Source organism: Ochrobactrum sp. AN78 (assembly GCF_029909885.1).
Lineage (GTDB): Bacteria > Pseudomonadota > Alphaproteobacteria > Rhizobiales > Rhizobiaceae > Brucella > Brucella quorumnocens.
The window spans coordinates 107589-122352 of sequence record NZ_JASAMU010000014.1 but is presented as its reverse complement, the minus strand read 5'-3'; the positions used below and the strand labels follow the sequence as shown (position 1 = coordinate 122352).

The window sequence follows — 14764 nt, the reverse complement described above, 5'->3', positions numbered from 1 at the left end:
GCCGGTCAGATCGGGGGCTTGGCGCTGCGTCCTTCATCAAGAAGTGTCGCATTTCTATCTGGCCACCGGTGTCGCATCTCTACCCAGCATTGACACGACATATGGCCGGGGTGGGTTCTAGTTTGAAGTGCGACTTGCAAATGATAATAATGAGTTATCCAATGCCAGAAGCCTTCATACAACACGCCTACTCGCATATAGATCTAGATGAACGTCGTAAAATAGCACACTGGTGCACTGCAAACCTCATTGTTGGCGTTCTGTAAGGAAACAGCAACAATACAAATTGATGCTACCAGCTAAAGAAGGTTCCCAACTTTAGCTGCAAAACTATTGCGAATTCACGGCAGGTAAATTTCCTTTCAGAAAGAATTGGCGCTTAGATACAAAACCGATTTATGTCATTCATGTTAAAGTGCTCATAAATGAACCGAATTGGCCTAACCATGAGCATTTTGTTCACTACACGGAGAGGATGGGTTTCATGGGTAAAATTTCGATTGCGCTAGTTGCAATGCTAATCATTACAGGCTGTACGACTACTGAGAAGGACGTCAGTATTGGCACCGTCGCGGGTGCTGCTATTGGAGGAATTGCCGGTGGTGGTCGTGGTGCACTGATTGGTGCGGGCGCTGGCGCTATTGGTGGTTTGCTGGTTCGCAACCTGCGTAACGGTAAGTGTGAATACCGCGATCGCCGCGGACGGATCTATACAGCTCGCTGCCGATAATAAAATTGCTAGGCAGGACTTATCCGCCCTGCCTAGCACACTAGATCTCAGAAAAGAATACAGCGCTTTCAGTTTAGATACTCGACAAAAAAAGCATCATTCTGCTTCGTTATTGTTAAGTTTTTGTCCGACGTCGATACGGTTGCCGTCCGGGTCTTCAAAAACAAACGCCCGCAAACCGTAGTCTTTGTCTTGCAGACCTTTTATGATCCTCATGCCATGACGCTTACAAATTCCGTACATAGCATCGACGTCTTTCACCAGCATGTGAGCAATGTTGAAATTCGCGGCTTTGTGATCTTTTTGCAGTGAGAGGTGTAATTCACCTTCGTCGCGCTTCAGGATCATGAAACCCACCGGGTTTCCGTTTTCAAAGACTTTTTTGAAGCCTAATGCGCCGCAGTAAAATTGACAGGCCGCATCCATTTCTTTGACCGGAATCATAACTGCAATTCGGCCAAAACCGACACTCTGATTAGCGATATCGTTCATCGCATAACCTCTTCTTCTTGCGAAGACACAATTCCCAGTCAGACGGTGCTGCTGAAAGAAATGCGCTTCAGTGTTTTTATGAGAAGGACGGTGCCAACAACGTTAGATTTATCCTGAAATCATTGCGTTGGGAATAGCTTCGGCCATGTTGCACTGGCTTGGTTTGATTGAAATCATTCCTTGGAACGGTTTTGCGATGTAATTCCACATTGCCGATCTAAGACCAAAGCATGCGTGTAATCGCAGTCAGCATGCGCTATTACCTGCATGCGCTGACTCCGGCTACCATGCTCATATTAGTTGCGCGTACTGGAGAGCGTTGTTTCCGGCCTAAAGCCGGTCTGCAAGGAAGGTAGATTACATGTTGGAAGCACGTATCAGGAACGCGTCTCTGCGTGACAAGATTATCACTGCGGAAGAAGCCGCAAGCCTGATCAAAGATGGCATGATTGTCGGCATGAGCGGATTTACACGCGCAGGTGATGCCAAAGCCGTTCCACTCGCAATGGCGGCACGTGCAGCGAGCGATCCCTTTCAGATTACCCTGATTACCGGCGCCTCTCTGGGCCACGATGTCGATAAGCTGCTGACGCAAGCTCATGTGCTGGCCCGCCGTATGCCTTTTCAGGTGGATCGTACTTTGCGCGCAGCGATCAATCGCGGCGAAGTCATGTTCATCGATCAACACCTGTCTGAAACTGTCGAGCAGCTGCGTTCCAACCAGATTGGTCCCATTGATTACGCTGTCGTCGAGGCACTTGCTATCACCGAAAATGGTGGGATCATTCCCACAACGTCCATCGGCAACTCGGCAAGTTTTGCTATTCTTGCCGAGAAAGTCATTGTTGAAGTCAATCTGAACCAGCCATTGGCGCTTGAAGGATTGCACGACATCTATATTCCGACCAAGCGCCCTTCCCGCGATCCAATCCCGGTTATAGCCTGCGACAGCCGTGTTGGTCTTCCATACATCCCGATTCCGCCGGAGAAGATTGCCGGTATCGTCATCACACAGGAAAATGATAGCGCTTCAACTGTAGAGCCTGCGGATGGTGAGACGATTGCGATTGCTTCACACCTCATCCAGTTCCTCTTGAACGAAGTCGAGGCAGGTCGTCTTGATCTGACACTCAATCCTTTACAGGCGGGCATCGGTACAATTGCCAATGCGGTTCTCAATGGCTTTGCAGATAGCCCGTTCCATAATCTTCGCATGTATAGTGAAGTGCTGCAGGACAGCACCTTCGATCTTTTTGATGCGGGAAAACTCGATTATGCTTCTGGTTCATCGATCACATTGAGCCCTGCCTGTGGCGAACGTGTCTTCAACAACATTGACCGCTATCGCGACAAGCTGATCCTACGTCCACAGGAAATTAGCAATCATCCTGAGGTCATTCGCCGTCTTGGTATTATCGGTATCAATACTGCTCTTGAGTTCGATATCTATGGGAATGTAAATTCGACCCATGTCGATGGCACGCATATGATGAACGGCATCGGCGGTTCGGGTGATTTTGCACGTAACGCTTATATTTCGATTTTCGTGAGTAAATCAGAAGCCAAAAACGGTGCTATATCGTCGATCGTTCCGATGGTGACGCATGTCGATCATACCGAACACGACGTAGATATTCTGGTAACCGAACAAGGTCTGGCAGATCTTCGTGGTCTTGCGCCTCGTGAACGGGCAAAGCTTGTTATAAACAATTGTGCTCATCCGGATTATCGCGATCAGCTTAATGATTATTTCGATCGTGCTTGCAGCCGAGGTGGGCACACCCCTCACCTCCTTGAAGAAGCATTCAGCTGGCATAGCCGACGCCAACAAACAGGGTCTATGTTGAAGTAGCGCATAGTTTCAAATCACAAACCTAAAGCATGTCGCGCTCAAATGGATTAATTTGAGTTCCCGCGAACATGCGACATTTAATAGAATCTAGAGCGAGCGCCATGGGTGCGATTAAGCGTGACACGCTCTAGTAAACAGTGGCGTAAGCCGACGTTTTGCTTTGTAAATTATTGGAACCTTATTCTCATTGGAACGTTAACCGGCACATCATTTTCAAACTGAAGATGATTGAGATCAGGGATGTGTGGGGCCAAGGAATATTCCTCGCTTCCCATGATTACCAAGTTCAGTTCGGCGTTGCGAAGGAACCGCGGCCGAATGAGTATAGAAAAGCCGTTCCGGGAAGGGTCCGACTGCCTATGTCCATCCTCATCAGTCTGCTGATAACAATTCTGGTTATATTTCTCGTTCTGTATCTCATCAATATGCTGCCACTCGATGGGAAAGTGAAACAGATCGCTCAGGTGATCGTCATCATCATCGGTATCATATCGCTCCTGAAATATCTCGCAGTCTTCTAATGGTCTGATTCCGACATTTGCAAGACTCGGCTACAAGCATCGGACAAATGTCGGAATCAAAACGACCACTAGTAAGTTTATAAATCTAGTGGATTTTTCGAATTTGACGTTTGATACAGTGTGAATATCGGTCGGGATTCAACCGTCAAATTCAATCCACTAGTCACCCGACGATATAGCGTAATGAACATTGAGGGACGCTCCAAGGGCGTCCTTCTGTTGTTTGGGTGTTGTTACGTTCTAACATTGTACATTAGTAACATGTTAAAAATTACAATCTCTGTTATTTCTTTTAAAGATAGTTGTCGTTCAGCTAATCTATGGGTAATATATTCGCGACGCTCTACTTTAGATTGTGTCAATAATGGCACGCATATATAAAAAATTGTATCCGTGCAGGCGCGCGTCTTTCTTCGCCAAAGCATTCCTCTTATAAGGCCCACAAAGATCAGGTCTGTTCATAGAGGGTTCAGAGACAGGCATTTAAAACATCTTCGTCGGGGTTGGGGAGTTCGGTATGAAGGCGGCTTTATGGAAGGCAACGTTGATAACGTTGTCTGTAGTCCTGTTTTCCGTCGGGACCAGCCTGACCGTCGGATTTTTCTCGGGCGGCATGCCTGGGATTATCGCCATTAGTCTCAGCGTCGTGATACCGACCATAACGGCCTTCCCTTCGCTTCTTTATATCTTTTTGCAGCATAGCAAGCTCAGCGATGCCTATATGCAACTCGAAAAAGCCCACACCGAATTACAAGCCCGCTCTCGCGTCGATCACATGACCGGATTGCTAAATCGTGAAGCGCTGTTTGATGCTATGAAAATCAGCCGTTCGCGCATTGAGAGCGGAACACTTCTCGTTATCGATGCCGATCACTTCAAGGCGATAAACGACACGTTCGGGCACAGCGTCGGCGACCGTGCACTCAAGCTGATTGCCTTTGCACTTCAGAATGTTACCCGCAAAGGTGATCTGGTGGGGCGTATTGGTGGTGAGGAATTCTGCGTTTTTCTTCCTGGCGCCACTGGTGAAACAGGAATGCGGGTGGCACAGCGAATTCGCGCAGAAGTAGAAAATACGCCATTCCATGCCACGGAGTATCAAATTTATCCGCTGACGATCAGCATCGGCGTGGCATCTGCTCCTAAGAATGAAACCAATTCCCAAGTGCTAAGCCGCGCCGACCGGTGTCTTTATATGGCGAAGCAGCGCGGACGAAATTGTGTTGTTTTCGACGAGGAAAGTGGGCGTATCACCAGTGCGTCTGTGGTTTCGATTACCAATGGCCGCGAAGTGGCAAGAGGCTAAAGCGTTTTGAGCAAAATTTTGAAGCGGTTCCAACGACTACGCTTTGGCAGGAGCTGCTCCAATTGTACTGGTCCAAATTATTCCCAGGGTTTGACTTCTTCCTCGGACCAGCCAACGGGCACAAAACCCATTTTCTGATATAGCTGTAACGCGCGCGGGCTATCGAGCGTGTTGGTATGAATGGCCACTTTTTGCGGGCTGTGCGACCAGGCGGTTGAAATGGCTTCACTAAAGAAGAATTTACCAACTCCCCGTCCCTGATAATCAGGAACCAGCCCGAAATAGAGAATTTCAGCGGTTACTGGCAAGGCCGAGAGATCGAGTTCCAGCAATCCGGCCGGGTTGCCGTCCGCATAGAGGACATGGATCTCAGTGGTTTCTGCATGAATGGCCTCAGCCACTTCTGCATCGCTTTGCACGCGCCGCATCATCCAGTGATGTTGGCGCCCTACTCTTTCATATAGATAACGATAAAAATGCACTGGCATTTCGGTCGAGCGCATAATTGCGAGGCGCAAACCAGAGGGAACCGGAACCGACAGCGCTGGGCGCGCTGTCATTTCCAGATGAGTTACTCTGGCCGTCAATTTTTCCGTCATGCTTATTCTGCTTCGCCGGTCACGACAGGCGTATCCTGCCTGCTGCCCCACTCGCTCCAGGAACCATCATAAAGCCGATTGTCTTCATGACCAAGGGATGTCAGCGCAAGAGTGATGACTGCAGCCGTTACACCTGATCCGCAGCTCGTTACGACTGGCTTTTTAAGATCGACACCAGCATTGGCGAAAATTTCGCGCAGGCTATCGAGGCTTTTCAGCTCGCCATTCTCCGACAGAGTACCTACTGGCACATTCCGCGCACCGGGCATGTGCCCCGAACGCATACCTTCACGTGGTTCGGCATCGCGGCCTGTGAAGCGGCCTGCAGCACGCGCATCGGCTATCTGGGAGCTACGTCCATCAACGATTTTGCTCATTTCCGCAAAATTGACAACCTTCGCATCATTGAATGAAGGCGTGAAAAGCGTAGCTGCAATTTTTGTTGCTTCATCGGTTACAGGAAAGTTTGCTGCCTTCCAGCCATCAAAACCACCATCAAGCACCAGAACATTCTTCACACCCATGACGCGGAACATCCACCACACACGCGGTGCTGAGAACATGCCCGGACCGTCATAAACAACCACAGTTTCATCGGCGGTTATGCCCATGGAACCCACATGGCGCGCAAAAAGCTCAGGCGACGGCAAGGTGTGTGGCAGCCCCGACTCTTTGTCGGCAATCAAATCCTGATCAAAGAAAACAGCACCGGGAATGTGACGGGCATCATATTCGTCTCGCCCGTTACGCCCTGCCGCAGGCAGATACCAGGAGGCATCCACGATCGCGAGACCTGGTTCGCCCAGTCTGGCCTTCAGATCATCGCGGGAGATAACAAATGCACTTTTGTTCGACATGATTGCTCCTGAATTCAGAACAGCTCCAGTTAAGACTGAACCGTTGGAACTGCTCTATCTATTTGTTTTTACGTACTATCCGACGTAAAACCGCTTCGCACTTTTGGCTCAAATGCTTTAAGCCTGCGGTGCATTGCCAAATCGAATACGGAAGCGGCGATTTTCCTTGCCCTTCTTTTCGATCTTGCCGATGTGGATTTCCCCCACTTCCTGCGTTTCAGAAACGTGTGTGCCACCGCAAGGTTGCGAGTCGACACTGCCATTTTCACCGATGACAACCAGACGAAGGCGTCCTGCACCGACGGGAGGGCGCACATTCTTCGATTTGACGATATCAGGATTGGCCAGAAATTCTTCGTCGCTTATCCAGTGCAGACTGATCGGATCATTGGCTTTCACCATTTCCATCAGTTTCTCTGTTACGAACTCTTTGGTGTAGCTTGCATCCGGCAGATCAAAATCGACACGGCTTTCCTCTTCACCGACCGATGCGCCGGTAATCGGAAATGGACAAGCAACGGACAGCAGATGACAGGCTGTATGCATGCGCATCAGCTTATGTCGGCGATCCCAGTTAATGTTCAGAGCAAGCTTTTCGCCAATAGCCGGCCCAGTCTGCCCGTCTACTGGAATATGGATGATTTCGCTTTTGCTTTCGCCTGTGACAGTCGCCGCAATTTCAATGCGTGAGCCATCGGTGCGCTCAAAAAAACCGGTATCGCCCGGCTGACCGCCAGAAGTCGCATAGAAATTGGTCTTATCGAGAATAATTCCGCCCGTTTCGGTCAGGGCAACGACTGAACCCTCCGCGGTTTTAAGATATGCATCTTCGCGGAACAGAGCTTCAGTCTCGTATGCCATGATTATCCCTCGTACGGTATGTCGATCTCGGTTTTCGCTTCCAGCCAGCCCGGCACCGGTAAATCTTTGCCACGCAGGAAAGTCGGATTGAACAGCTTGGACTGGTAACGATTACCATAGTCGCACAGCACGGTCACGATGGTGTGGCCCGGCCCGAGATCTTTTGCAAGGCGGATTGCACCAGCAATATTGATGCCTGATGAGCCACCGAGGCAAAGCCCCTCCTCTTCGACCAGGTCAAACAGGATATCGAGTGCTTCGGCATCGGAAACGCGATAGGAAAAGTCTGGTGAGAAACCATCCAGATTGGCCGTTATGCGCCCTTGTCCGATGCCTTCAGTGATGGAATCACCTTCGGATATCAGCTCACCTGTCGTGTAAAACGAATGAAGTGCAGCGCCGTGCGGATCAGCAAGAGCGATTTTGATGCTCGTATTCTTCTCTTTTAGTCCGAAAGCTGTGCCTGCAAGCGTGCCACCGGAACCGACAGCCGATACAAAGCCATCAACCTTACCGCCGGTATCATGCCAGATTTCCTGCGCAGTGGTTTCGACATGCGCCAAGCGATTGGCGATATTGTCGAACTGATTGGCCCATATGGCACCATTCGGCTCGGTTTTGGCGAGCTGTTCTGCAAGGCGACCTGAGAGGCGCACGTAGTTGTTGGGATTGCGATAAGGAGCGGCGGGAACTTCGATCAGTTCCGCACCCAGAAGGCGCAAAGCGTCCTTCTTTTCCTGACTTTGCGTTTCCGGGATGACGATCACCGTTCGGTAGCCTAGCGCCTTGGCAACCATTGTAAGACCAATGCCTGTATTGCCCGCAGTGCCTTCGACGATTACGCCACCGAGCTTTAAAAGCCCGCGTTTCTCAGCATCGCGGATAATGTAAAGCGCCGCACGATCCTTAACCGATTGGCCGGGATTCAGAAATTCAGCTTTGCCGTAGATTTCGCAACCAGTGACTTCTGAAGCTTTCTTCAAACGGATCAGTGGCGTGTTGCCGATAGCGTCGAGTACCGAATTGAGCATAGCTTCTATCCCCTATGGTTGAGAGGAAACTATGAGGAAGCATGCTTATCTTCAAGCAAGTCTGAAATAATTTTCCATCAAGTTTTGCAACTGCAAACTCATAAACATGCCCATAACGAAAAAACCGCCCCGTTAAGGGCGGTTTTAAAGAAAAGTCGTACTTAGAGCGGTTGAAATTTCTCTAAATCAGGGAAAACGCTCCAACTATTTGTTCTTGAGCGCATCTTGTCCGAAAACCGATTCACACTTTTCGGGATGCGCTCTAAAAATTAAGCTACGCGCTGGCCACCACCGCCATCGCGACGCTTGCGATGGAATGGACGTTTTGGCTTTGCAGCGCCTTCACCAGCGGCTGGCTTGGCAGCAGGATTTGCACGATGTTCACCGGACTTTTGCGCCATCTTGCTTGCTGGACGACGGTGCTTCTGCGGCACGCTATGCGAACCGGGTCTGCGGTTCTGCTGTGGCTTCTGGTCGTCGTCAGCTCTTGCTGCCGGTGCTGGTGCAAGCTTAACCGGAGCTTCCTTGATCGTCAGCTTGTTACGCGTGACGCGTTCAACAGCACGGAGCTTCGAATCTTCCGTTGCCTGATCGTAAAGCGTGATCGAAGCGCCGCTTGCGCCGTTACGGCCAGTACGACCAATACGGTGCACATAGGTTTCCGGTTCGTCTGGCAGGTCGTAATTGACGACATGGCTGATACCCGGAACGTCGATGCCGCGTGCTGCAATGTCGGTTGCAACCAGAATGCGCAATGAGCCATCGCGGAAGCCATTCAGCGCACGCTGGCGGGCATTCTGCGATTTGTTGCCGTGAATAGCTGCGACATTAAAACCATCGCGTTCCAGATGGCGAACAACAGCATCGGCACCATGTTTGGTGCGTGTGAAGACGATAACCGACTTCAGAGTCTGATCCGACAACAGACCTGAGAGAAGACGACGCTTGTCCTTGGTAGGCACCGGATGCACGACCTGCGTGATTTCAGCAGCAGTTGTACCCTGTGGTGCAACTTCAACCCGTACAGGATCGCGCAGAAGGCTCTGTGCGAGCGTTGCGATTTCCTTTGGCATGGTTGCCGAGAACAGAGCTGTCTGGCGGTTCTTATGCGTGCCTTTGGCAATGCGCTTCACATCATTGATGAAGCCCATGTCGAGCATACGGTCGGCTTCATCGAGAACCAGCCAGCGGGTTTCTGACAGATCAACGCAATTTTCGCGTACGAGATCTGTCAAACGGCCTGGCGTTGCGATGAGAACGTCAACACCGCCCTGCATACGCTTGATCTGGCTCAGTCGCGACACACCGCCGAGAATAAGTGCAGTTGAAACATGCGCCTGCTTGGCAACCGTGCGGATCGTTTCTTCGATCTGCACAGCGAGTTCGCGTGTCGGTGCAAGGATCAGCGCGCGCGCAGTCTTGCCTTTGCGCTTGTCGCCAAGTGCAATGATCTTCTGGAGAATAGGCAGGCTGAATGCAGCGGTTTTGCCCGAGCCGGTCTGAGCAATACCCAGAATATCGCGGCCTTCCAGCTGATGCGGAATGGCCTGTGTCTGAATAGGCTTTGGTTCGGTCATGCCAGCGGCTTCAACGCCCTTAAGCAAAACGCCCGTGACACCCAGAGCGGCAAAGCCGCCGGTGTTTTCGCCAATAGTTTCGATAGTCAATTCAATCTCTTTCGGCGGCACCGCTTAATAGCAGTCCGCTTTAAAATTTCGGACAAGCGCAACTTGCCGAAGGGTAATTTTGTGATGATACGACGGGACGCCGGAAAACACCGGTCGACTTGCGCTGCCGTGCCCGAAACCAGCCGGGTCTCCCCTGCTCTCAGACCATTCTGATTGCAAGAGGCGAGACGCAACGAGTCCGATTCCGGGAGAGCTGAAATAGTTCAGCCCATGCGCCTAGGCCGCCATATGGGGTGCTTTTCCCAAAAAAGCAAATGATTTCTGTTTGAACACCAATCAGATGATGAAATCAGCAAGCACCTGATTGTCTGTAATATCCTGATAAGCCCAGCCTGCTTCTGCAAACTTCTTTTCCAAAATCTTGAAGTTGCCAGCGTCTTTGGTTTCGATGCCAATCAGCACTGAACCAAAATTGCGCGCAGACTTTTTCAAATATTCAAAGCGTGCAACGTCATCTTCAGGGCCAAGCAGATCGAGGAACGAACGAAGCGCACCCGGACGCTGCGGGAAGCGGAAAATGAAGTATTTCTTCAGGCCTTCATAGCGAAGTGCCCGTTCTTTAACATCTGGCAGGCGTTCAAAATCAAAATTTCCGCCCGACACGACAATGACAATACGCTTGCCTTTGAGTTCGCTTTTCTTGAAATCCTTCAGTGCATCAATTCCGAGCGCACCAGCAGGCTCCAGCACAACACCCTCGATGTTGAGCATCTCGATGATCGTTGAACACAAACGGTTTTCCGGAACTGTAATGACAACGTTTTTATCGAACTCTTTGAGAAGCTTGAAGTTTTCTTTTCCAAGTTCTGCAACAGCTGCACCATCGACGAAATTATCGACCTCAGTAAGCTTGATCCGTTTGCCAGCTTCAAGACTGCCTTTCAGGCTAGCCGCACCCTGTGGTTCGACAAAGCGATAAGCAGTCTTCCAGCCAAGCGCTGAAAAATATTGGGTTACGCCTGCAGACAGCCCCCCGCCACCAACGGGTAAGAATACAAAATCCGGCTTCTTATTGTCTGGCAGCTGTCGTTCGATTTCGAGTGCTACAGTCGCCTGCCCTTCGATGATGCCTGTATGGTCGAAGGGCGGCACCATCACGCCCTTATGGGCTTCAGCAAACTCTTGCGAGGCCGCATAGCAGACATCGAAAATATCGCCGATAAGCTTGATTTCGATAAACTCCGCACCGAATGCGCGGGTTTTGTCGATTTTCTGCTGTGGCGTTGTGACAGGCATGAAAACCACGCCCTTGCGGCCAAAATGGCGGCAGGCAAAGGCAAAGCCTTGCGCATGGTTGCCGGCCGAGGCGCATACGAACACAGCTTTTTCATCAGCTGTCTTTACGGCACGCGAAATGAAGTTGAAGGCTCCACGTATCTTATAAGAACGGACAGGTGTGAGGTCTTCGCGCTTGAGCCAAATTTCCGCACCGTACTTTCGCGAAAGATAGTCATTGAGCTGCAAAGGCGTCTCTGGAAAGAGCGCACGCATTGCACTTTCAGCTTGAGCTACGGCTTTAACGAAGGCGGTCATTGTTCAGCTTTCTGCATTTCCTGCGGTATTTGCGCATGGCTACATGGCTTTAACGCTGCAAACAAGCTTGAAACGCAAAACATGAGTAAAATAGTAGTGTTTTATACTCAAATGTATATACCGATAGGAATGGTGGTGCGGTCGGCGGGACTTGAACCCGCAAGCCTAAAAGGCGACGGATTTTAAGTCCGTTGCGTATACCAATTTCGCCACGACCGCAGCATGAGAGTTTCTATGTCATGATTTGTGAAGCAAATTCAAGCCGTTTCCAGCACTTGTAACAACTGGTTTTGATGACAGTGAAATTTATGAAAGAGCGTTCCCGAAAAATTCAACAAATCGCTGGCAACGAATTCGGCTCAAATAAGTTATTGCAAAACGAATAATCGCGCATCTCGCCTTGCAAGAGGATTCCAGCTTGAAACGCAGAGAAAATCAGTTGCAGCATGTGTCTGCCGGGGATTAACTGTGAAGACACAGAATGGAGTCCGGGCATGACGAATACCCCGCAGCGAGCCGTTACGGCTGCAATGCTTGCAATTGGCGATGAACTTCTCTCAGGACGCACGAAAGATAAGAATATTGGACATCTGGCTGATGTGCTGACTGCTGCTGGCATTGATCTCAAAGAAGTTCGCATTGTTCCAGACGATGAAGACGCCATAGTTACGGCTCTTAATGCTTTGCGCCCCGGTTTCGATTATGTTTTCACATCAGGCGGCATTGGCCCAACTCACGACGACATAACTGCAGACGCGGTGTCACGCGCTTTTGAAGTGCCTTGCATTTATGATGAAAAGGCAATGGAAATGCTTGCCGCGAATTACGCCAAGCGTGAGCTGGAGTTCACCGATTCACGCAAGCGTATGGCTCGCATGCCGCAAGGCTCCGAACATATTGATAACCCTGTCTCGACAGCTCCCGGTTTCCATATCGGCAATGTCTATGTCATGGCTGGCGTACCTTCAGTATTTCAGGCGATGCTCGATAATGTTCTGCCGACGCTTAAAACAGGGCGCAAACTTTTGTCGAAGGCTGTTCCCTGCCCGTTTGGCGAAGGCGTGATTGGTGCGCCGCTTACGGCGATCCAGAAGGAAAATCCTGAAACGATCATTGGTTCTTATCCGAAATTCGAGAACGGTAGATTTAGCACCGAGCTGGTTGTTCGGGGCAGCGATGAGACAAAAATCGATCTTGCTGTAAGTGCAATCGAAGCGATGATCATCACCTTGCAAACGCAGGGAGCAGCCTGAATTAAAACGGAGACCATGGAGCAGCTCTAACTATTTGTTTCTAGGCATTATCCAATGCAAAACCGCGAAACACTTTTGCCGGAAATGCTCTATATGATAAAATGGAAATATAGCCGGAAGGAGAACTGATATGTCCTACAAGACGGTGGTCGCCTATTCCCGCAGTGAAGCCGAGTTGAAGCGGGTTTTGTCAGCAGTTGCGCTTTTGATGCGCAGAATGCCTGACATGCACGTCATCGGACTTTACTCTGTTCCCTCTCCTGTTGTGTATGCCGATCCCAACGGATTCATTGATCCGGGCATGTTTGAGCTGCATGACAAGCAGCATAAGGAAATATCGGAGCGTCTAAAGCACCTTTTCGAAGAAGAGATGCGTCGTCAGGGTGCCAATCACGAATTTCGCGTTACCCGTTCCGAAACAGGGACCGCAGCTGATGGTGTTCTGACGTCATGTCTGGGTGCGGAATTGCTCGTGGCGGGTCAACCTGACCCAGACGATCCCGCAACCAACGATGAAACTGCCGATACACTGGTGTTTAACTCCAGCTGTCCAGTATTGTTGGTGCCCTATGCACCAGTTCACACGATGGAGGCGCTGGATCGCATCGTTGTGGCGTTTAATGGCAAGCGTGAGGCGGCGCGTGCGACTTTTGATGCTCTCCCTCTGATGAAGCATGCAAGGCGGACTGAAATTATCTGGGTCGATCCGCCAGAACGCGAAGGCGAAGACGAAGCACTTGCTGGAAGCGAGCTTGCCGAGGCTCTGTCGCGTCATGGGCTGGACATCAGTATAACTCCGCTTCCGTCGCATAATCGTTATGCACAGGATGTAGTGCGTGAGCATATTATTGCAGAACGTGCAGACCTTTTAGTCATGGGGGCTTATAGCCACTCCAGGCTCCGTGAACTCGTTTTTGGTGGCGTGACCCGTGCGATGCTTAATGATTTGCCGATCCTGACGCTTTTTTCGCGTTAAATCATTTTCTCGAAACGTCGGCCTGTTCCCGCAGGCCGACGTTTAGTTTCCAGCAATTATTTAGTTCAATTTTAGTTATTAGCGGGGGCTGCGATCACACGCCGCTCTTGCAAGATAGGCTTATTTGCGGTTATCAGCATTTCCCGGCGCTGAAATTGCCGGGCGGAAAGCCTTTCTATACTTGTGCTGCATGCATTTAGAGTGCTGTGCGCGCATGAAGGAAAGCTGCAGATCCAGACAGTTCAGCGCGACTGGCAACAGCCATCGCGCATTTTTGGTTTGACAGGTCCGGAGTGAAACTCCCGGATTTTCCATGGAGCGTTTCGATGTCGTTGCCCGATAAAGCCTTTCCCGTTTCCTGGGATCAGTTCCACCGTGATGCCCGCGCCCTCGCCTGGCGCATCGCCGATATGGACCGCGAATGGCGTGCCATTGTCGCGATCACGCGTGGTGGATTGGTCCCAGCCGCTATTGTTTGCCGCGAGCTTGGCATCCGTTTGATCGAAACGGTCTGCGTTGCATCTTATCATGATTATACATCGCAGGGCGAGATGGAGGTTCTCAAGGGAATCAGTGCTCCACTTCTCGAAAATGATGGTGAAGGCGTGATTGTCGTCGATGATCTGACGGACACAGGCAAGACCGCGGCTATCGTCCGAGAAATGATGCCAAAGGCGCATTTTGCGACTGTTTATGCGAAGCCAAAGGGTCGCCCGCTTGTCGATACATTCGTGACCGAAGTTTCGCAGGATACCTGGATTTATTTCCCATGGGATATGGGCTTTACCTATCAGGAACCAATTGCTGGCGGAAAACGCGGGTAAACGAAAACAAATGAAAGCGGATTGCGGTGGTAAAACCGCCGCAATCACACTATATTGAAAGTCTGCCGAAATCAGATGGAGGCGGACTGCACGGTACTGATTTGAAGCCGTGCGACCGTTAATTTCAGCAAGCCCTTAAAAATAAAAGCATTTTTCGCTTTTTATTGTGAGGCGTTGTCGAACAAATTCATTGTCATTTTGGCGAATCAATCCATTCTGTTTGGAAAATGGTGGGACTTTC

13 protein-coding genes, 1 tRNA gene and 1 pseudogene are annotated in these 14764 nt (G+C 50.4%); 7 read left to right on the top strand and 8 right to left on the bottom strand.

Translation table 11 applies throughout. The annotated features are described in order from the left end of the window. Positions 1-484: 484 nt before the first annotated feature. Complete coding sequence (locus tag QBD00_RS20680; RefSeq protein WP_151094835.1) at positions 485-730, top strand: YMGG-like glycine zipper-containing protein; 246 nt, start codon at positions 485-487, stop codon at positions 728-730. A 96-nt stretch (positions 731-826) separates the two neighbouring features. Here the strand turns inward: QBD00_RS20680 and QBD00_RS20675 are convergent, their stop codons facing one another. Beyond that, entirely contained in the window at positions 827-1222 is a 396-nt protein-coding gene (locus QBD00_RS20675) for a VOC family protein (RefSeq protein ID WP_318580426.1), read from the bottom strand. 361 nt (positions 1223-1583) lie between these two features. Here QBD00_RS20675 and QBD00_RS20670 point away from each other — a divergent pair, with 361 nt between their 5' ends. The 3 genes from QBD00_RS20670 to QBD00_RS20660 all read left to right on the top strand — a co-directional run bounded on the left by QBD00_RS20670 (position 1584) and on the right by QBD00_RS20660 (position 4901). Further along, the gene (locus QBD00_RS20670) at positions 1584-3074 is read left to right on the top strand and encodes an acetyl-CoA hydrolase/transferase family protein (RefSeq protein WP_318580425.1); all 1491 of its coding nucleotides are present in this window, start codon (positions 1584-1586) and stop codon (positions 3072-3074) included. A 359-nt stretch (positions 3075-3433) separates the two neighbouring features. Continuing rightward, positions 3434-3595, top strand: a complete 162-nt coding sequence (locus QBD00_RS20665; protein WP_094539610.1) for a Thivi_2564 family membrane protein — start codon at positions 3434-3436, stop codon at positions 3593-3595. Between the two features lie 517 nt (positions 3596-4112). Further along, positions 4113-4901 (top strand): GGDEF domain-containing protein, encoded by a 789-nt coding sequence (locus QBD00_RS20660; protein WP_151094839.1) that lies wholly within the window; start codon positions 4113-4115, stop codon positions 4899-4901. Between the two features lie 77 nt (positions 4902-4978). Here QBD00_RS20660 and QBD00_RS20655 read toward each other — a convergent pair whose 3' ends face one another. From QBD00_RS20655 to QBD00_RS20625, 7 genes and pseudogenes are all read right to left on the bottom strand, one after another. Next, the gene (locus QBD00_RS20655; protein WP_095446670.1) at positions 4979-5500 is read right to left on the bottom strand and encodes a GNAT family N-acetyltransferase; all 522 of its coding nucleotides are present in this window, start codon (positions 5498-5500) and stop codon (positions 4979-4981) included. Positions 5501-5502: 2 nt separating this feature from the next. Continuing rightward, on the bottom strand, positions 5503-6357 hold the full coding sequence (gene sseA / locus QBD00_RS20650; protein ID WP_318580424.1) for a 3-mercaptopyruvate sulfurtransferase: 855 nt from the start codon (positions 6355-6357) through the stop codon (positions 5503-5505). Between the two features lie 117 nt (positions 6358-6474). Next, a complete protein-coding gene (locus QBD00_RS20645; RefSeq protein WP_095446668.1) occupies positions 6475-7218 on the bottom strand; it encodes an alanyl-tRNA editing protein in 744 nt (247 codons plus the stop codon). Between the two features lie 2 nt (positions 7219-7220). Further along, complete coding sequence (locus tag QBD00_RS20640) at positions 7221-8249, bottom strand: cysteine synthase A (RefSeq protein WP_318580423.1); 1029 nt, start codon at positions 8247-8249, stop codon at positions 7221-7223. Positions 8250-8518: 269 nt separating this feature from the next. Then, positions 8519-10144 (bottom strand): annotated as a pseudogene (locus QBD00_RS20635) (DEAD/DEAH box helicase). A gap of 69 nt (positions 10145-10213) precedes the next feature. Then, on the bottom strand, positions 10214-11470 hold the full coding sequence (ilvA, locus tag QBD00_RS20630) for a threonine ammonia-lyase IlvA (protein WP_318580422.1): 1257 nt from the start codon (positions 11468-11470) through the stop codon (positions 10214-10216). 133 nt (positions 11471-11603) lie between these two features. Continuing rightward, positions 11604-11689 (bottom strand) — tRNA-Leu (locus QBD00_RS20625). Positions 11690-11964: 275 nt separating this feature from the next. Between QBD00_RS20625 and QBD00_RS20620 the strand changes: the two genes are divergently transcribed. From QBD00_RS20620 to gpt, 3 genes are all read left to right on the top strand, one after another. Continuing rightward, entirely contained in the window at positions 11965-12723 is a 759-nt protein-coding gene (locus QBD00_RS20620) for a competence/damage-inducible protein A (protein WP_095446664.1), read from the top strand. Between the two features lie 130 nt (positions 12724-12853). Continuing rightward, a complete protein-coding gene (locus QBD00_RS20615; RefSeq protein WP_095446663.1) occupies positions 12854-13699 on the top strand; it encodes a universal stress protein in 846 nt (281 codons plus the stop codon). A gap of 326 nt (positions 13700-14025) precedes the next feature. Next, positions 14026-14523 carry a xanthine phosphoribosyltransferase gene (gpt, locus tag QBD00_RS20610; protein WP_095446661.1) on the top strand — a complete coding sequence of 166 codons (498 nt, stop codon included), beginning with the start codon at positions 14026-14028 and terminating at the stop codon, positions 14521-14523. The last annotated feature ends 241 nt before the right edge of the window (positions 14524-14764 follow it).